Here is a 19,898-nt window from a genome sequence, read left to right as displayed (position 1 = left end):
AATGACATATGAAATCCTTCTGGTTGAGATGGAAAGTTTTTTCTCGCTGAAACCAGTGAGGATTCTTTTATTATGGGTTTTTTATGACACAGACAAGTGAAATAGACACCTTGGACCCAAATGAGGTTCAACATCACCCTCTGGTTGTCACTTCAAGCGATGATAATCTACCTGCGCTGAGCAATCCTGCGCTTCACAGGTATTTACAGGAGATCAGCCAATACGAATTATTAAGCAGGGAAGAGACTGAAGAACTGGCAATCCGATTTCAGGAAACAGGTGATCCCGACGCTGCATACAGGCTGGTTTCTTCCAATCTCCGTCTTGTCGTCAAGGTTGCTATGGATTTCCAAAAGTATTGGATGCAGAACTTCATGGACCTCATACAGGAGGGCAACGTCGGCTTAGTCCAGGCAACCAAGAAGTTTGACCCCTACAGGGGGGTTAAATTCTCTTACTATGCGGCCTACTGGATCCGTGCCTATATCCTTAAGTTTATTATGGATAACTGGCGACTTGTTAAAATAGGAACCACCCAGGCCCAGCGAAAACTTTTTTTCAGTCTCAATAAAGAAAAAAAATTATTGGAAGCCCAAGGCTTTAAACCTGAAGTGAAACTTCTTGCAGAGCGCTTGAACGTCAAGGAAAGTGAAGTCATTGAGATGGGACAGCGCATGGACAACTGGGATGTTTCACTTGAAGCTCCTGTCCGAAGTGATTCCGAGGACGAACAAAAGAATTTTCTGCCCCATGAGGGACCAGGTGTTGAAGAGATGGTCGCCAGTCAGCAGATGCGCGATAAGCTGATGGAACTCCTTGCTGGCATGCATGATAAATTGAATGAAAAAGAGCAGATGATTTTAAGTACCAGACTGCTCAGCGATGAACCTAAAACGCTGCAGACCATTGCAGACGAGTTCCATATTTCACGGGAAAGAGTCCGGCAAATTGAGGCGAATTTACTGAAAAAACTTAGAAAGTTGCTAGAGAAAGAAATGCCAGACATTCAGGATTTTCTAAGTGGAGACAGTATGATTTTTGCGTCAAAACCCACCGAAGAGATCTCCTGATTTCCTTAACCAGACTGCTTTCCTTTCGATTAATTTCCCAAAGAGTTACACTATTTTTTTATGAATGTACCATTACTTGATTTAAAACCTCAGCTTGCCCCTATGCGTGAGGAGTTGGTGGATGCCATTACTTCAACTCTTGATTCTACAGGGTATATTCTTGGACCAACCGTAGAAAAGTTTGAAAAAGAGGTGGCTGCGTATTGCAGTACGTCCTTTGGTGTTGGTGTTTCCAGTGGAACCGACGCATTGCTTGTCTCTTTGATGTCACTTAACATTGGGCCTGGAGACAAAGTCGTTACCACCCCTTACACATTTTTCGCGACCATGGGTGTTATCCTTCGTGTCGGTGCTGAACCTGTTTTTGTTGATGTTGAACCTGACAGTCTTAACATCGATGCGGAGCAGTTAGCTGAAATTATCGATAAAGATTGTAAGGGAGAACGAAAAATTAAGGCTATAATACCTGTGCATCTTTACGGACAGTGTGCAGACATGGGTAAAATTATGGCATTAAGCGACAAGTACTCTATCCCTGTTATTGAAGATGCTGCTCAGGCGATAGGAGCAGAATATCCCTTCCGTAATGAAGACGGGAAAGTAACGTGGTGCAAAGCAGGCAGCATGGGAATTGCCGGGTGCTTTTCTTTTTTCCCAAGTAAAAATCTTGGTTGCATTGGTGATGGCGGGTTGGTGACCACTTCCGATGAGCCTTTTGCTGCCATTTTACGTTCCAATCGGAATCACGGTGCTGAACCAAAATATTTTCACAGCAGGATAGGTGGGAACTTCCGTCTTGCAGCAATCCAGGCAGCTGTTCTTTCTGTGAAATTACGATATCTTGATACATGGCATAAAGGACGTGTAAAAAATGCAGGCATCTATCGTGAGTTGTTTCAAGCCGCAGGTCTGATTGATAATCCTGTTCGTCTGCCAGCAACAGTATATGCAGATATGCAAGATGCAGAGGAGCATAATCATCATATTTATAACCAGTTTGTCATTCATGTGCCTGAACGGGACAAATTACGTGAATATCTCAATAAACAATCTATAGGTTGCGAAGTTTACTACCCGCTTTGCCTGCACCAGCAGGAGTGTGTCGAACAACTTGCAATTTTTAACCAAAGTTTTCCTGTAGCTGAAGAGGCTGCCAGAACAACACTGGCCCTTCCTGTTTTTCCGGAACTTACACCGGAACAGTTGGAGTATGTAGTGCAGAAAATCCGAGATTTTTATACCCATTAATTGGATTTTTTTCATAATCATGATACCCCTTACCCGTCTTGCAGGTTTCATTTTTTCGTTGACTATTTTGGTGGCAAGCAGCTTTGAATTGGGATGTGGAAGCAATGCCATCGCTGGCAAATTTGAAAACACTACCATAGTGCCCGAACGAGAAATTCGTACCTCTACGCCGGAGACTCCAATTTGGAAGCTTAAATGGGATAGTGCCAGGAGGTATTTACGTGCTAAACAGTACGAGCAGGCTGTTTGTGCTTTTGAAGAGTTGTTTCAGCTTAAACCTAACCTTTATGAGGCCAGGACAGAGTATACATCCCTGTTGATGGAAATGAGGCAGTGGAAAGAGGCGGAGAGAAGTAACAACATTCTCCTTACCCATGAACCTGAAAGAGGTGAGCATCAATTCTTTCAGGCGAAAATAGCGCTTCATACAGGTCAGCTTGGTTTAGCAGTGAATCTGTTCAGCGAGTTATATGTTCACAACCCCATTGGGCATAAAGGTGATGAAGCTTTGGCAGGTTTGGTTCAAAGTTTGAAATTACAGGGTAAATCTGATCTTGCCATTCCCTTGATGGAACAATTGCTTGTTCGTCGACCTGGGGATGCTTCTATCAGGCGCGAAGCAGGCATGCTTTTTCTTGGTGTTGATATTTTTGATCGAGCGTATCAATTGTTGATGGAGGCATACCCTGTCTATCAACAGGATGTGTTTTTTCTGGAGGCACTGGCACATACTCTTGATCAATTGGGGAGAGGAGATCAGGCTGGACGATATTGGCAAGAGGTTGTCGCGATTGATACTGCAAACATCCGTGCTAATCGGGCATTGGTTCAGTACTATGGCCTTCATAAGAATCTGGCTATGCAGTTGCGTCATCTCCAGGTTCTTGATACGCAGGAAGTTTTGACAGTACACGAAACGTTACGCTTGACACAAATTCTGCTGGCAACCGGACGCAGTGATCTTGCTTTGAAAAAATGTACTTCTTATCTGGTCCACGATCAGGACAATGTACATTTTTCTCAACTTAGAAAACAGGCTCTGCTTACCCTTGCCAATGATTTTCTTGTTCTGGTAGAGCATGATAATGCAAACCAGTTATGGGAAGATTTAAGTAAAGTTACTGACTCGCGGTTGGATGTTTTTGCTGTAATGGCTGGTTTATTACGGGAAAAGGAAAAATTTCCAGAACTTGCAGATGTACTGATGATTATGGCAGGAGAAATGCCTAATGATCAACAGATTAGGAATGAATTGGAGACACTGTTAAAAAGCCAGGGACGTATACAGGAACTGGCAGCGCTGTCTGATAATGGTAGAGAACAACGCGTAAATTGAACTCTTGTTCGTGCCTGTCCATAAATGGACTTTTTGTCTGCTTACTGTGCTATCTTCAAAATTTTATCCTCAGAGGTAATTGTAGATACCGGTATCAGCTATTGCTTATGGTTAAATTTTTAAAGATACCCTGTTTTTGGTCGATATTTCTCATTTTTAGACAAACACAGGATTAACAGGCAGTTAACTTATTGTAAAACGGTAACCCTGAATGAATAAGCGGTAAAAGGTAAAAAAATGGTTGAACGTATTCCCATGTCCACAAATGGACATCAAAAACTTCGTGATGAACTTAAAAATCTTGAACGTGTACAGCGGCCAGATGTTGTCAAGGCTATCGAGGTTGCACGAGCTCATGGTGATCTGAGTGAAAATGCAGAGTACCATGCGGCTAAAGAACGGCAGGGTATGATTGAAGGCCGAATCATGGAACTCAAAGATAAACTTGGCAGGGCAGAGGTGATTGACTGCTCCCAGGTATCCACTGGTAAAGCGGTCTTTGGTACGGTCGTCACTCTCATGGATATGGATACTGAGGAGGAAGTTACCTACCAGTTGCTCGGTCCTGAAGAAGCAGATGTCAAACAAGGTTCGATATCCGTACTTTCTCCATTGGGAAGATCCATTCTTGGTAAGGAAATAGGGGATGAGGTTAAAACCAAAACGCCTGGTGGATTACGCGAATTCGAAGTTGTTGATATCACTGCTGGTGAAGCCGAGTAGTACCCTGATTCATGGGCAGGCGCAATGGCAACACAGCATGAAATCACATGCTTAAACATATGTTTTCATCAACAGATTGAAAGCCTTTATATGCGGGGAAGAGCCAGATAATTTCTAGAATTGTCTGGCTCTGCGTTTCCAATACGCCGGAATAGCGAGCTAAGCTCTACAGCAAAAGACTATCGGATCACGGAAAAAACTAAATTATCCAATTTTGCTTGTCTCTCAACTCGGTAACGTCGTCGCGTCAATGGCTCAATAGACCAGTATGGAACCTTTGAGGCGAAAACGTTACCAAACCGATATCCTACGCAATTTTTGGATATTTATTATTTTCCGCAACCAATCCATGACAAATCAAGTAATCGGCCTTGAGATCAAAGGGGATTCAATTCCGGTTTTCTTGTGCGTGTATAAACGATGTATTTTTGTATGCTGTAAACTATGCCTAGTGTAACATGCCATGTTTAAAAATAGCAGTTATTTGCCTGCTGATGTCTTCTACAGTGACTTTTTCTTCGCTCCCTGGACCCCATAACCTTGATATTTCGTCCAGAGTACCAAAAAGCATCAGCTTGGCAATATCAGGATTAATATCCTGCCGGAACTTACCTTCGTTTTGCCCCTGGAGAATAATTTTCGCTATGATATCCAGATATTCGCTGAATTTATTCTTCCTGTAATCACGAATAAGCTTATTGGTTTGTCGTAACTCAATGTGAATGACTTCAGCCAGGTTGCGGTTTTTTTTCATTTCTTCCAAATGGCGTTGAATGAAAATTTCCAATTGGGCTGATGGGTCAGTCTCATTTTCAAGCAGCAGTAAGATGTTTTCAATAAGTTTACCTATCTCCTGTTCAAAAACGGATATAAGAATATCAAACTTATTCTTAAAATAGAGATATATAGTACCATCTGCTACTTTGGCCTCTTTGGCTATATCTGAAATTCGGGCGTTAAAAAAGCCTTTTTTTGCAAAGACCTTTGTCGCAGCACGAATTATTTTTCTATGCTTGTCAGCAGATTTCATTTAAATGTGCAGTTTCAGTAAGTTACATGGTGAAATGAATGAGCCCTCATTCTGATGGTTTACAGTAATCAGCCTTTTGTGTCAAGCAAAATGGATCAAAACAATTGATAAATAAGGCCTATCTTTCAAGGGAAAAATAGGCTGATGGCTTTTTTTTATACTATTTTTACTAGACGGTAACCCCTTTGATCTATTACTAATGCACACAAGTAAAATATTGCCTGAGATATTATTTTTTTTACATGAGGAATATAATGAAAGTTTTAGTCATTGGTAGTGGTGGCAGAGAACATGCAATTGTGTGGAAACTCAACCAGTCGAAAAAAGTTCAACACGTTTATTGCGCACCGGGCAATGCCGGTATTGCTGGACTTGCCACATGTGTTGACATCGCTGCCGGTGATGTAGAGGCGCTGGTTGAATATGCAGAAAAACAATCTATTGATCTTACTATAGTCGGACCTGAAGATCCGCTTACCCGTGGCATTGTTGACCTGTTTGAAGCCAAAGGCATGCGAATATTCGGCCCTTCTCAAGCAGGTGCTATACTTGAAGGAAGTAAAGCGTTTACAAAAGATTTTCTGCATAAGTATCATATACCATCTGCTGCGTATAAAGTGTTCTCAAAGGCTGCCCCTGCTAAAAAATTCATTGATACAATCGGTGCCCCATGTGTCGTGAAGGCCGACGGTCTGGCTGCCGGCAAGGGCGTAATTGTTGCGCAAACGAAAAAAGAAGCGAAGAGTGCTGTTGACCTGATCATGAAAGATAAGGCTTTTGGTGAAGCTGGTCAGCAGCTCGTAGTAGAGGCTTTCCTGCAAGGTGAAGAGGCATCTTTCATTGCTTTTACTGATGGTACTACTGTGTTGCCGCTACCTTCTTCCCAGGACCACAAAGCTGCAAATGAAGGTGATAAAGGACCAAATACCGGTGGGATGGGGGCATATAGTCCTGCTCCTATCGTTGATGAAGCCATGACAAAAAGAGTTATGGAAGAGGTCATGTTGCCCACAGTAGAAGGGATGGCGAAAGAAGGCAGACCCTATAAAGGCATGCTGTACGCAGGGTTGATGATCGATGGTGATGAAATCAATGTACTGGAGTTCAATTGCCGTTTTGGAGATCCCGAGTGTCAGCCCTTGCTTATGCGCATGCAAACAGATCTTATCGAAGTTATTGAACACTGTATTGATGGCACCCTTGACCAGATTGAGCTGGCCATAGATCCCAGACCGACTGTATGTGTAGTTATGGCATCTGAGGGGTATCCTGGCAGCTATGACAAGGGCCATGTAATTAACGGATTGGCCAAGGCGCAAAAGATTAATGATGTTGAGGTATTTCACGCCGGAACCAAAATGGACAGTGGCAAAATCGTTACAAACGGTGGGCGGGTTCTCGGTGTAACAGCCATAGGGGAGGACATAGCAGAGGCCATAGACAGAGCTTATCAGGCTGTTGATGAGATTTCCTGGACAGGCCACTTCTTCAGAAGAGACATCGGTCATAAAGCATTGAAGCGCCTAACCGCCACAGGTGAAATCCAAGTGTCTATTATTATGGGAAGTGATTCTGATTTGCCTATTATGCAGGCTGCTTCCGATATATTGGATCAATTTGGTATTACCAACGAGCTCCGTATAGCATCTGCCCATCGAACACCACATCAGGTTGCTGATTATGCCGCCAATGCCAGAGAAAATGGTATCCAGATTATAATCGCAGGGGCAGGGATGTCTGCACATCTTGCTGGAGTTATCGCCGCTCACACGACGGTGCCAGTCATAGGAGTGCCCATTGATGCTTCTTCACTTAACGGACTGGATGCGCTGCTCTCTACTGTTCAGATGCCTCCCGGGATTCCGGTTGCCACAATGGGAATCGGTAAGGCAGGTGCCAAAAATGCTGCTATTTTAGCCGCCCGTATTCTTAGTCTTTCCAATCCTGCTTTGAAGAATACACTTGATGACTATGTGAAAGAAATGGAAGAGCAGGTGATTGCAAAGAATAATGCGTTGCAAGCAAACAAGTGATTCCGTCACAACAACACCAGATACCTTTTGCCGTCAATGTACTGCGTAGGGGGGGCATCGTTGCTTTCCCTACAGAGACATTTTATGGACTTGCTGTTGATCCTTTTAATCCACTAGCACTGAATCGACTTTTTTCAGTAAAGGGAAGAGCTGAAAATAAACCTGTTTTAGTTCTTGTGCGTGATATTGAGCAGTGCAGTACACTGATGGAACAACCATTGCCTGTAACTTTTTCCAAGCTTGCAGAGATATTTTGGCCAGGTCCGCTCACGCTGATATGTCAGGCTCTCGAAACAGTTCCTGTCGAGCTGACAGGAAATACCGGTACGGTGGGTGTGCGTCATTCACCACATCCCGTTGCCCGGGACCTGGTGAATGCATTTGGCAAACCCATTACAGCCACCAGTGCTAATTTTTCAGGGCAAGCTGCAGCGATAACGGCGGCTCAGGTTGATGAAATATTTTCCGGGGCTATTGATTGTGTGCTTGATGGTGGGAAAACACCGGGAAAAAATGCTTCTACACTGGTCAAATGCAATCATAATACTGTAGAATGTTTACGAGAAGGAGTTTTGGGGTGCCAGTCTATATTTGACGCGCTAGCCCCTTGATAGGCTGTCTGAGAATACCCTTTTTCCAGTCCAGTTTTAACAAAAAGACCATTTATTGACAGGCACTACCCATAATTATTAACCGATGACGGAGCAACAGCAATGGCCGATTTACAGTGGAACAGAGAATTCGCCCTTGAACAGACCGCAGGAGACGAAGAGTTACTCGATGAATTGTTGACCCTATTCAAAGATTCTGCTGCAGGAGATTTAGCGCAGTTGGTTGAGGCTGTTGCCGAATGTAATGCTGAAGCTATTGTCGCTTCAGCACATAGTCTGAAGGGCGCTTCTTCCAGCCTTGGCATTGAGGGCATCAGAGAAATTGCTTTTCAGATTGAAACTGCTGCTCGAAACCAGTCACTGGAGGGGGTACCGGAATTGATTCCTTTAATGGAGGACCTGGTAAAACAAGTACAGGATATTTAACAGGTCTTTTTGACCCAATGCCATGCAAAGGAAAAGAGTGAGCAATTTCATTTAAGCAGAGTAAATGAAAGCCATTGGCTTACTGGGCATGACCAGTCAGTAAACACTGTTCATGCCCAGATTTGGTATTTATCGTTTATACTATCAGGTCCTTCAAGGGCGAATTATCTCACAATCACAAGTGGCATCGGCAATATTGAGGAGCAAAAATTTAACATTGAAACCATGCTTTACAAGCTCCTTGTAGGCCATGTCTGCCCGTGCACCCGTGGAACAGTGAATATATATTTTTTTATCTTTGGGTAATTCATCCATGCGCGCCGGTATTTCATCCAGCGGAATGTTAATGGTATTTTTGAAAATTCCGAGTTCGGCTACTTCATCTTTGGTTCTTGCGTCAACAATTATGGCAGTCTTGTCTTCACCGGAAGCTGCTTTGCGAAAATCATCAAGTGAGACTTCACCTTTGCCGAGTTTTCGAACCCATTTTATCTCAGTATTATAAATAGGGCCTGTTTCTATAGCCTCGCCACTTTTTATCCATCCTTTAAGGCCGCCTTTTACAAGAGAGACAAATTTAAATCCGTCATCTCTAAGGTCTTCAACTGCGTCCATAACCTCTTCGTTACCGTAGAGAATCACAGGAGCATTGCGTGGGATTTCATCTACCCGGTTTTCAAGCTGTTCATAAGGAATGGAGTATGCACCTTTTATCCGGCCTTCCACTGCTTCGTGGCTGGGACGAATATCGATAACGACGACATTGCCATTTTTCACAAAATTATTTGTTGCATAAGTGGGCAGATATGCCTGAGCCCATGCTGGTTCACCATCAAGATAGACACGAACATTTTGATATCCCATCTTTTTCGCCAGACCGGCGGAAGCAGTTGACATGCCTCATGTGGGCCCTCCGCAATAAAAAATGAGAAGTTTGTTTTTATCCTCTGGCAGCAACGCCTCTTTTTTATCTTTGAGCATTGGTACTGGAATGGAAACCGCATCCGGAAGATGAGATTGACCATATCTGCTTGTAGGCCTCGAATCAACAAGATATATATCTTCTCCAGCCTCGATATATTCTGCCAATTCCTCTGTCTTAATTTCAGTGACTCCATCAGGAAGCTTTGCCAGTTTGGGTTTTACACTCACTGCATAAAGGCCGATATCCTTTTTAACATAGGTAATGATAACTGCATGATCTTTTATCGCTTGGTCAATACCCTGGGTCTGCTCGTCGAATTTGAGCATAACAGTTTTTGCAGCGTCGCCTTTTCCAACCTCAATGGATATGGTTTTAGCCTTGTTGGATTTACCAACAACTTTTCCTTTATATGTGGCCTCCTGCTTGTTTTCTACCTGGCTAACTTTGGGTTCAGCTACCTGTTTTTTATCGTGATGACCAGCACAACCATAACTGATCATAGACACGAGTACACAGGCGAAAAGTGTGTTCAGCATTGCTCTTCTGGGCATGTGCTCCTCCTTGTCACATTGTTTTGAGATTGATTCTCTTTAACCATTATATATGAGGTGGTTTTTTGATACCAGATCAGTTTTGTGGTTTTTTTGATTTTGCGGTTTATGGAGAAATGCATTGAGAATTATGTTGCTGAAAAGTGACTTAAGGATACTGAAATTCAAATAGCATGCAGAGTATGGGCTGATTTTTGTAAATATTTTCATGGTCCCATACAGGCTGAGTGATTTATTCAAGATATCCAGGTGATGAGCTGAGAGTCCTGCAAGGTTGAGGTGATTTTTTTGCCATAGTGAATAATAGGTGCCGGAAGTAATTTCGATTGTTATCAGTCTGATAATACGCTACATTGTGAGACCAATATTTTGTGAGTTACAAGAGGAGGAAAACATGTTTCGTTTAGGAAGGTTATGTGGAATTGCCTGCGCGGTTGCATTTTTTACATGTAATGCTCTGGCTGCCACCACAATTAAATTAGGGCACGTGGATCCTGCAGAATGGCAAACATCAAAGAAAGGTGCTGCTGCAGTCATTTTTAAAAATATTGTTGAGGGAGAGACTGATATACAGGTCGAACTCTTCCCGGCTAAGGCGCTTGGAGATGAGAACAGTCTTGTTCAACAGGTTCAGGAAGGGATCACCCACATGGCAATTGTCTCTGCAGCCATGTCCACTGTCTGCAAAGCCTCTGATGTGTTGAATATTCCTTATACTTTTTCCTCAGCAACGGTTGCGTGGGACGTTCTTGATGGTCCTTTTGGTGAAGAACTGGCAGAATACTGCCTTCAGAAAACAGGGCTGCGGACACTTGCCTATGGTGAAACCGGATTTCGAAATTTCACAAATAATGCCAGAGAAATTAAGAGCCCTGCAGATATGAAAGGACTCAAGTTCCGGGTTATGCCGGTTCCCTTGTATATTGAGATGGTCAAAGCTCTGGGGGGAGAGCCTACGCCAATAGCCTGGTCAGAGTTGCCCAATGCTCTAGCCACAGGTGTAGTTGATGGACAGGAAAATCCTGTTGGTGTTATATACAACAATCAACTGCATAAACTGCAAAAATATCTGATACTTGATGGGCATGTCTATGGAGCGGATTTTATTCTCATCAATGATGAATTTTTTCAGTCTCTGGCTGACAAAGAACAAAATATCATCAAGCGTGCGGCGAGGGTTGCAGGTGTTATGGGAAGAGCCATTCAGCAATTTAACACAGCTGAAGGGGTAACCAAGGTCGCAGCTGAGGGCATGAATGTATATTCGCCAACGAATGAAGAACTCGATCAGTTCAGAGCATTGGCGCAACCTGCTGTGAAAAAATGGTTGGCCGGTGAGCTTGGAGATGATGCTGTCTGGATAGACAAACTTGATGCTGCGATTACATCGGTAACAAAATAAAACGTAGTTCGTGTCTGTCCATAACAGATTATTTTTGTTCAAGTTTAGGTACGCGCAACCTTCGAGGCCTGTGATGGATTTTACCACAGGAATATACTTTCCATTATAAGGATTACATTTTGAGTATAACCCCAAAACTTGACCAAAAGACTATTTATGGAAAGGCATTAATAACATTGTCATCTCGGCTGATACTTTTATGCATTAGTCGTGAACTCCACTGATCTGAATTTTTTTCGCCCCCCACAAGAGAGCGTTCAAACTTCCCGTGTGGCAAGTACTGAGAGTGAGTCACGGGATGCCACGATGTCGTATTCAGATGTTTATTACGCCAGTCCATTATAATTATGTCGTCTATAATTCAACGTTCGACAGGTATTTTTACCAGGTTATGTGCAGGAGCAGCCTCTCTCTGCATGTTTTTGCTTTTTTCCATTGTGTTCACCAATGCCATCCGTCGTTACACTATCGGAAAATCTTTTACCTGGGGCGATGAACTGTCAATTTTTATAGCTATCTATGGGGTCATGTTTGCAAGTGCAGTAGCCTACATCCAAGATCGCCATATCCGTTTTACCATGTTGGTAGGTTTTCTTTCCCGTAAATGGCTACACATGCTGTATTGCTTTGTTGATCTCATGATGGTTGCCATTGGGGGACTACTGGCTTATTCCGGCTGGATGTTCACTCTCAAGCGGGGCGGCATGGAGGTAAGTGGGCTCATTACATTGGCAAAAACATTACGATCACTTACTGGATGGGAAAACATGATAGTGTTTGGTCACTATTTTCCGTATCAGGCAGCAATATGTTTTGGTGGCATTTTACTGGCAATTGCAGCATGCCTGAAGTTGTGTTTACGCGTAACGGAGATCGGTAAACGGTCCTGGGGTAAACACGAAGATTTATAAGGAAAAACGGTATGGTATACATCATCCTGGTCTGTTGTCTCATTCTTGGTGTCCCCGTCGCCTTTTCCATTGTAGCAGCTTTGCTGTATTTTATGGCTGTAGGTGATTTTCCCTATCATATTCGAATTGTGGCCACCCAAATGTTTGGCGGGCTCAGTTCATTTCCGTTACTTGCGATTCCTTTATTTATTCTCGCTGGAGAGTTGATGAACGAATCAGGGATTACCAGGCGAATTATAGCTTTTACCACCGTATTAGTTGGCAGATTCAGTGCAGGACTTGCTTTGGTAAACATATGGGCATCTGTGATTTTCGCAGGATTATCCGGGTCAGCGGTTGCTGACACTTCTGCGCTGGGCAGGGTATTTATCCCGGAAATGGAAAAACGTGGGTATCCTCGTGATTTTTCGGCCGCATTGACCGCAGCATCTTCAGTTATCGGGCCGATTATTCCCCCGAGCATTCCAGTAATCATCTATGCTTTGATTGTTACAGGAGTATCTGTTCCTGCGCTTTTTCTTGGTGGCGTCGTACCGGGGATTCTGCTTGCCGTATTTCTTTCCGTTTATGTATGGTGTGTTGCAAGCCAATTCGAAAATTTTCCATCTTCAACCGAATGTACTTCAAAAGGCAGTACTCTGCTTCAAGGGATAATTCCTTTGCTTATGCCTGTATTCGTTGTTGGTTCCATTCTTATTGGTGTAGTTACGCCCACAGAGGCTGCCAGTTTTGCAGTGGCATATGCTCTGATCGTCGGGTTGTTTGTGTTTCGGGAATTACGCTGGCGTGATCTCCCGCGAATTTTTGGCAACGCCATGCGGGACAGTGCTGTAATCATGATTGTTATGGCGACTGTGGCAGCTGCAAACTGGCTGCTGACTTACAATCGGGTTCCCAATATGATAACTGATATAGCCCTTCAATATATGAGTGCTAAATGGATGTTTCTTCTTTCAACCATGGTTTTGTTTCTGGTTGTTGGTTTGTTTCTGGAAGGAATTGCTGCCATGCTGGTTCTCGTACCCATCCTTCACCCAATTGCTGTAAACATGGGGCTGGACCCGACCCATTTTGCTATTCTTGTTATTTTTAATCTGATGATAGGATTAATTACTCCACCCATGGGGTTATGCTTGTTCGTTGCCGGATCTATTGGTGATGTCAGTCTTGGTAGATTAACCAAACAGATTCTTCCTTTTTTTCTTGTTGAGCTCGCTGTGCTGATAATACTGGCTTTTTTCCCAATGACAGTCACCGGGCTCCCCAGTTTGTTTAATATGTAAGAGATGAGTATGCAGAAAGTGCAGTTAGGTTTACTCGGTAATAACCTTGGGCGAAGCAGAGCAAAGAATCTTCATGAATTGTTGGGGGAAATATATGGACTCAATGTCCATTACAGGCCCATCGACCTGCTTAATGAAAATCCATCTGGCTCCATTGCCGCAGCATTGGAACAATGTCGGCAGGAGGGGTTTCGTGGCGTAAATGTAACACACCCTTATAAGCAGCAGGCATTCCAACTCGTTCAGCCCATGGCAGATTTCCCTTCTGCGCTCAATGCTGTAAATACAGTGCTCTTTGAAAAAGAGGGGATGGTAGCCAATAATACTGACTATTCAGGTTGCTATCGTGCTTTTATTACAAAATTAGGCTCTGATTTCAAACCTGGCAGAGTGCTGATGCTTGGTGCTGGTGGAGTAGGGGTAGCCATTGCTCACGCCATGAATGCCCTGGGAGCAGATGAGTTGATTGTACACGATATCAACGCTGAAATGACAAAGGGATTACTCGCCCAGTTTTCTTCCGGTTCCATGCAAGTTCGTTCCGCTGGACAAGACTTGCTTTCTGAGATGGAAGCTGCCGATGGGCTGATAAATGCTACTCCCATCGGCATGTTTCAATATCCAGGTAACCCTTTTTATGAATCTGGGATTCATTCACAAAGATGGGCGTTTGACGCCGTCTATACTCCAGAAAACACAGAGTTTCTCCATAGTTGTCGGATGAAAAAAATACCAACGCTGTCAGGCTTTTATCTTTTCTGGTACCAGGGTTTGGATGCTTTTAAACATTTTACAGGAATAACACCAGGTGATGCGGAAATAGAGTCTCTCTTTTTGAAATGCTTTCCTTTGGAGTAACCTTTGCTCCAGTCATGTAACCGCTTGCCAGCTGTAAAAATGTTGTCATTTTTCCATAATTGCAAACGGTTTCTTGTACTTCATATGTGTACAGAGGTAAGTGACCGAAGAGGAGAATCTGCGGGTTGCCGGTGAGCGCTTGCAAGCGGTCGGCTGCATTCATTCCACCCTGCGGCAACTGTCCTCAAGGTCCTTCCAGTAGGCTGTCAGTTTTTTTTCTGAGACAGATATCCGGGTGCCGAGTTCAGGGGCAAAGACAGAAATACGGAACTCTTCTACCATTTGGCGGTATTGCAGAATATGATGTTTACAAACAGTTGATGGTACTGAAAACGTCTCCAGTTGCCGTAAGCGATTTTCATCTTTTGCCAAGCGTTCTGCCTTTTTTTGGTCTTTAGCAGGAGAAAATTCAGCGCGTTCAATACGGGTGATCAATCCTTGCAGATATCTAGGTACCTCTTTAAGCGGTAGGATATCACTTCGTTCCAGAAAACCTTCAGGAAGAATTAGTTCTAGGGTTTGCTGATATTCCTCCAATCGTTTCTGCTCAAACGATTTGTTTTTTCGCGCACGCTCTTTCCACTCATTGATGCTTTTGATAACGCTTTTACGTTTCTGAAGGGCTTGGATAATGTCTGAAAAATGCGACTGAGCAAGACGTCCAATCCCTTTTGCACGAATGTTTTCCAGAGTAGCTGTGAACTGTTCTGCTGATGGTATCTCATGAAGTTCCACAGGTACGACCTGCCTGAGTACATATCGGTAGACTTGTTGCTGCAGATGGGAGGCAGAGAGCCTGTTACCCAAGGCAAGCCAACTGGCTGAATTCGTGGCAACCAGATGTTTACTTTCCTTTTTAAGCTGTTTTGTCTCCTTTGCAAGGTGCTGTTCAATGAGGAACAAGAGAGCTTCGGCGGTTTGTTGACGACTTGCCTCGAGGTTGTTGAGATAGTGAAACCGTATTGTCTGTTTCACTGAATCAAATTGCAGGGTGGCATAGAATAACTCCTCCATACCCGAGCGTTTGCTTTTTTGTACAAGAACAGATGCAAAGTCCTGGAGTTCGGCCAAGCTGATATCATGTTTGTCTGGCAGTTTATCTGCTTTGGAGGGTAACCCCATTGGACGTGAAGATGTATGGGCTTTCTGCTGAACATCTTCAAATGAACGGCTGGTATGAATCGTCTCCCCCTGTTCATCCACAACGGCAAAACGCATTTTAAGATGTGGCGGTAAAGCTTCCGGCTGCCAGTCTGTCCGATGAACCTGGATCTGGTAAAATCGAAGCAATATTTTTTCTATTTCACTGTAAAGGGAGCCTTTGTAGAGATCCAGACCATCCAACAGACGATCCACAGCGTCGGGTAGAGGAACAAGTTTTTTACGTTGTTGTTTGGGAAGACGCTTTAATAAAAACAAGAGTTTTTCCGGCAAAAGACCGGGAACCAGCCACTCAAAAATCTGAGGATCGATCTGAGCTACACTCTGCGCAGGTAACAAGACTGTTACACCATCCTGTTCCTGTCCTGGCTCAAAATGGTAGTACAAAGGCACTGCCAAACTCCCCACGCTGAGTTTTTCAGGGAAACGATATAATTCATCCTCTCCCGGTGCGTTAAGACAGATATCCTTTTGTTGCAGATGCAGAAAAGAATCGTTCTTTTTGCGTCGCAGGAGACGGTTCAAGGTGAAACGGTCGTACACCAGGCCTAAACGTTTTTCATAAAAAGCATGGAGTAATTGTTCGTCCACCAGTATATCGCGCCTGCGAACACGCTCTTCCATTTTCTGAAAATGATCAAGGAGGTTACGGTTATGCTCCATAAAACCATAATTCCCCCCAAGGTTGTCACCTATTAAAGCTTCCTGAATAAATATATGTTTGGCTTCCTGTGCTCTCTGTTTGTTGATACGTCCGTAATTAACATTTCTTCCAGCAACAATTGGTAAGCCAAAGAGAGTAACCCGTTCAGTGGCAATAACTTGGCCTTTCTTTTTTTCCCAGTGAGGTCCGGTCCAGGAATATTTGCACAGATCTCCACCGAGTGATTCCAACCATGCTGGATCTATACGGGCAACAGTGCGGGCAAACAGTTGGGTTGTTTCAACAAAAGATGATGCAACCACCCATTGACTGCCTTTGTTGTAGAGGTTTGATCCTGGGAAGAGAACAACTTCTTTTTGACCGGCAGAAAGGTATGTGTTTTTTTCCTTTTTATGGCAGATATTCCGAAGAAAACCACTGGTCAGAGAAATATGTATGCCTGCATAGTCTGCAGGTTGCTTGTTGAATTCAAAATTGCCCCTATATTTCAATATGGTTTTCAGTTGATCGTGAACATCAAACCATTCGCGCATTCTTTGCCAGGAAAGAAAATGTTGTTTGCAGAATTTTGACAGACGCGACCAGCTAATTTTATCACCTTGTTGGTACAGGGTATCCCAGATGTTCAATAAGCTGAGGAAGTCTGACTGCTTATCCGCAAATTGACGGTGTGCTTCATCTGCTTTGAATTCCAGGTCAAGCGGCCTTACCCGTGGATCCTGTATGGAAAGGGCCGCGGCAATGACGGTTATTTCTCTTAAAGCGTTTCGGTTGGCACTTTCAAGGATAATGCGGCTGATACATGGATCTAAAGGGAGTGTTGCCATCAAGCGACCATTCTGGGTCAGGTTACCATCAGCATTGATGGCACCGAGTTCTTTCAAGGTCCGATATCCCTCATGAACACTACGAGGAGACGGAGGATCTACAAAAGGAAAATGTTCTGGTTCTCCAAGCTGGAGGCTGACCATCTGCAGGATGACTTCTGCAAGATTAGATCGTTGAATTTCCGGTAATGTAAATTCATCCCTTTGGTTGTAATCTTCTTCTGCGTACAGACGTATGCAGGTTCCAGGACCAGTTCGACCGCACCGCCCCTTTCGTTGGTCACAACTCGCCTTGGAAACTCTTGATATTTGCAGATTGGTTGTCCCGCTTCGAGGATTATAGCGAGCTATTCTGGCAAGGCCGGTGTCAACAACAAAGCTGATACCTGGGACAGTAATAGAGGTTTCAGCAACATTGGTGGCAACTATAACTTTTCTTTTATTCGATGGATAAAATACTTTTTTTTGGTCTGCAGTTTGCAATCGTCCAAAAAGAGGAAGAAACAGACAGTGCTTCAGAGATGGATTACCAGTCAGCTGATCTATGGTATCCAAAATATCTCTTTCTGTGGGCATGAAGACAAGAATATCTCCACCGTGTGGCTGGTTGCACAGCTGTTCCACTACCTGTACAGCGGCATCTACATACTTAGGGTCGTCTTCGTCTGAAAGAACTAGATTATCCTCATATACTGTCTGTATGGGGAATAATGTTCCAGAAACATTAATGATAGGTGCATTATGAAAGTGCTCACTGAATTTTTCAGTATCAATGGTTGCTGAAGAGATAACCAGTTTTAAATCCGGTCTCTTACTGAGAAGACTCTTGATGTATCCAAGGAGAAAATCGATGTTAAGGCTTCGCTCATGGGCTTCATCAATTATGAGTACCTGGTATTTTTTTAAGAGTGGATCGCTTTTTGTTTCTGCGAGTAAAACCCCATCAGTCATGAATTTGATAAGGGCTTTATTCGGCACACGATCCTGAAAGCGAATTTTGTAACCCACCTTATCGGGTGCAGCCATTTCTTCGGCAACCCTATCTGCCACGGATATGGTGGCAATGCGTCTAGGCTGGGTGCATCCGACAAGATTTTCTCCTTCTCCAAGGGCCTCCAGGCACATTTTTGGGAGTTGTGTCGTCTTGCCGGATCCTGTATCGCCGGCAACGACTAGAACCTGGTTTGTGTGTAACGCTTTGATTATTTCTTCTTTGTGAGAACAAATAGGAAGGTCTTCGGGATAAGAAAAACGCATAAAAAAATGTGAGTTTAGGGTAAAATGATGTGAAATGTATACTCTCGAGTGACAAAATAAACCAGTGTTTTATACTATAGCGATTTCATGCGGAGTATAGTCAGTCACCCCGTGAGGTTGTCTGAGAATGTTATTTCCGTCCATGCTCTTGTTTAACCTGGCAAAATATCTTTGCAGTATTAGATGTATGTTTACTGAGTTTTTATAGTTTTGCGCTGGTCTGAACGGAAATTTTTCTTCCTGGCAGGCTCATGGATGACGTTCAAATAGATCATGCCTGTTACGCATATTAGTCGCAATTCAGATACATGAGTCTTTTTTTGGACGGGTTAAGTAATCATTGGTCAGTTATCGGATAAACATTGTATCTCTGAAGATATTTCTGTATCTTTTCAGAGTGATGAGCCACTTTGAAGAAATGACGTGATTTCGAAATGTGGTTCATTGGTATTTCATACTGACAGCGTTCAAGGTCGCTGTCTCAACAGCAACTATAGTTATAATTTACGTTTGCTGTCAAAAAAAGTTACATCGACGCTGCCTGGGCTACTGAGTGTCCAGGCTCTCTGATTTTCAATTACACTATAAACATTGAGGCATAAATGCAGACAATAAAAAAAGCGGTTATTCCTGTTGCAGGGTTAGGTACCCGTTTTCTTCCGGCATCCAAAGCGATTCCAAAAGAAATGATGACCATTGTGGACCGTCCTACCATCCAATATATCGTTGAAGAAGTAGTAGCTTCAGGTATTGAGGAAGTCGTTCTTATTACCAGCGAGGGAAAATCCGCCATTGAAAATCATTTTGATTATGATTTTCAACTGGATACCGTACTTAAAGAAAAAAATAAATTTCAGCTAAGGGAAGAATTGACCAATATCAGTAATCTTATTGATATTGTCTCTGTTCGTCAAAAAGAACCTCTTGGGCTCGGACATGCTATCTGGATGGCACGTAATGTGGTTGGAGATGAGCCTTTTCTCGTGCTCCTTGGCGATGATCTGGTGATGAGTGATGTTCCTTGCTGCAAGCAGATGATCGATTTGTATAATCAGGTCGGAGAATCCATTGTTGCGGTACAGAGAGTCCCCCTTGACCAGACGTATCAATACGGTATTGTTGAAGGAGAAGCTATCGATATTGAGCGGGCACACAAGGTATCCAGAATGGTTGAAAAACCCGCTCCAGGAACTTCGACCTCTGATATGGCTATCATAGGCCGCTATCTTCTTATGCCCGAAATATTCGATGTCCTTGGCAGAACCACACCAGGGCATGGCGGTGAAATTCAATTGACCGATGCACTTCAAGCACTTGCTAATAAACGTGAAATGTATGCTTACGAATTTGATGGTGTTCGATATGATGCTGGTGATAAACTCGGATACCTGAAAGCGGTTGTGGATTTTGCTCTCCAACATCGCACGCTGGGCAAACCATTCCGGGACCATTTACGATCCGTGTGTTAACGGCAACGTAAAGTTATAACGTTAGTTACGTGTATTTCATTCAGGCTTACCTTTTCGCATCGGTAAGCCTGATCGTCATGCCAGCAAGTGTGTACCGAAAAGACGCCCATACC

General features: G+C 43.5%; 16 protein-coding genes. 12 read left to right on the top strand and 4 right to left on the bottom strand.

The annotated features are described in order from the left end of the window. Positions 1 to 83 precede the first annotated feature (83 nt). The 4 genes from G493_RS0102930 (at position 84) to greA (ending at position 4,377) form a co-directional block, all read left to right on the top strand. A complete protein-coding gene (locus G493_RS0102930) occupies positions 84 to 1,070 on the top strand; it encodes a sigma-70 family RNA polymerase sigma factor (protein ID WP_028579170.1) in 987 nt (328 codons plus the stop codon). A 60-nt stretch (positions 1,071 to 1,130) separates the two neighbouring features. Further along, positions 1,131 to 2,318, top strand: coding sequence for a DegT/DnrJ/EryC1/StrS family aminotransferase (locus G493_RS0102925; protein WP_028579169.1), 1,188 nt, complete (start codon positions 1,131 to 1,133; stop codon positions 2,316 to 2,318). 19 nt (positions 2,319 to 2,337) lie between these two features. Then, positions 2,338 to 3,654: a tetratricopeptide repeat protein gene (locus G493_RS0102920; protein WP_028579168.1), complete on the top strand. Its 1,317-nt coding sequence runs from the start codon at positions 2,338 to 2,340 to the stop codon at positions 3,652 to 3,654. Between the two features lie 237 nt (positions 3,655 to 3,891). Further along, entirely contained in the window at positions 3,892 to 4,377 is a 486-nt protein-coding gene (gene greA, locus G493_RS0102915; protein WP_028579167.1) for a transcription elongation factor GreA, read from the top strand. Between the two features lie 448 nt (positions 4,378 to 4,825). On the opposite strand, the gene G493_RS0102910 is transcribed toward greA, so the two are convergent. Continuing rightward, complete coding sequence (locus tag G493_RS0102910; protein WP_028579166.1) at positions 4,826 to 5,407, bottom strand: TetR/AcrR family transcriptional regulator; 582 nt, start codon at positions 5,405 to 5,407, stop codon at positions 4,826 to 4,828. 254 nt (positions 5,408 to 5,661) lie between these two features. Between G493_RS0102910 and purD the strand changes: the two genes are divergently transcribed. The 3 genes from purD to G493_RS0102895 all read left to right on the top strand — a co-directional run bounded on the left by purD (position 5,662) and on the right by G493_RS0102895 (position 8,477). Next, positions 5,662 to 7,440, top strand: coding sequence for a phosphoribosylamine--glycine ligase (gene purD, locus G493_RS0102905; protein ID WP_028579165.1), 1,779 nt, complete (start codon positions 5,662 to 5,664; stop codon positions 7,438 to 7,440). Beyond that, on the top strand, positions 7,437 to 8,051 hold the full coding sequence (locus G493_RS0102900; protein ID WP_028579164.1) for an L-threonylcarbamoyladenylate synthase: 615 nt from the start codon (positions 7,437 to 7,439) through the stop codon (positions 8,049 to 8,051). Before purD ends, G493_RS0102900 begins: the two co-directional genes overlap by 4 nt. A gap of 102 nt (positions 8,052 to 8,153) precedes the next feature. Further along, positions 8,154 to 8,477, top strand: coding sequence for an Hpt domain-containing protein (locus tag G493_RS0102895; RefSeq protein ID WP_028579163.1), 324 nt, complete (start codon positions 8,154 to 8,156; stop codon positions 8,475 to 8,477). A 153-nt stretch (positions 8,478 to 8,630) separates the two neighbouring features. Here the strand turns inward: G493_RS0102895 and G493_RS0102890 are convergent, their stop codons facing one another. After that, a complete protein-coding gene (locus G493_RS0102890) occupies positions 8,631 to 9,374 on the bottom strand; it encodes a rhodanese-like domain-containing protein (protein WP_028579162.1) in 744 nt (247 codons plus the stop codon). 3 nt (positions 9,375 to 9,377) lie between these two features. Continuing rightward, complete coding sequence (locus tag G493_RS0102885) at positions 9,378 to 9,953, bottom strand: rhodanese-like domain-containing protein (protein ID WP_028579161.1); 576 nt, start codon at positions 9,951 to 9,953, stop codon at positions 9,378 to 9,380. A 394-nt stretch (positions 9,954 to 10,347) separates the two neighbouring features. On the opposite strand from G493_RS0102885, the gene G493_RS0102875 reads away from it, so the two are divergent. From G493_RS0102875 to G493_RS0102860, 4 genes are all read left to right on the top strand, one after another. Continuing rightward, positions 10,348 to 11,355 (top strand): DctP family TRAP transporter solute-binding subunit, encoded by a 1,008-nt coding sequence (locus tag G493_RS0102875; protein WP_028579159.1) that lies wholly within the window; start codon positions 10,348 to 10,350, stop codon positions 11,353 to 11,355. Between the two features lie 416 nt (positions 11,356 to 11,771). Next, on the top strand, positions 11,772 to 12,266 hold the full coding sequence (locus tag G493_RS27540) for a TRAP transporter small permease (RefSeq protein ID WP_051308964.1): 495 nt from the start codon (positions 11,772 to 11,774) through the stop codon (positions 12,264 to 12,266). An 11-nt stretch (positions 12,267 to 12,277) separates the two neighbouring features. Continuing rightward, positions 12,278 to 13,549: a TRAP transporter large permease gene (locus G493_RS0102865; protein WP_028579158.1), complete on the top strand. Its 1,272-nt coding sequence runs from the start codon at positions 12,278 to 12,280 to the stop codon at positions 13,547 to 13,549. A 9-nt stretch (positions 13,550 to 13,558) separates the two neighbouring features. Then, positions 13,559 to 14,407 (top strand): shikimate dehydrogenase family protein, encoded by an 849-nt coding sequence (locus G493_RS0102860; RefSeq protein WP_035273301.1) that lies wholly within the window; start codon positions 13,559 to 13,561, stop codon positions 14,405 to 14,407. Between the two features lie 159 nt (positions 14,408 to 14,566). Here G493_RS0102860 and hrpA read toward each other — a convergent pair whose 3' ends face one another. After that, positions 14,567 to 18,316, bottom strand: a complete 3,750-nt coding sequence (hrpA, locus tag G493_RS0102855) for an ATP-dependent RNA helicase HrpA (RefSeq protein WP_035273298.1) — start codon at positions 18,314 to 18,316, stop codon at positions 14,567 to 14,569. A 602-nt stretch (positions 18,317 to 18,918) separates the two neighbouring features. Between hrpA and galU the strand changes: the two genes are divergently transcribed. Further along, a complete protein-coding gene (galU, locus tag G493_RS0102850; RefSeq protein WP_028579155.1) occupies positions 18,919 to 19,785 on the top strand; it encodes a UTP--glucose-1-phosphate uridylyltransferase GalU in 867 nt (288 codons plus the stop codon). The last annotated feature ends 113 nt before the right edge of the window (positions 19,786 to 19,898 follow it).

It is taken from the genome of Desulfogranum japonicum DSM 18378, from assembly GCF_000429945.1.
Lineage (GTDB): Bacteria > Desulfobacterota > Desulfobulbia > Desulfobulbales > Desulfobulbaceae > Desulfogranum > Desulfogranum japonicum.
This window is presented reverse-complemented; position numbering and strand designations above follow the sequence as displayed.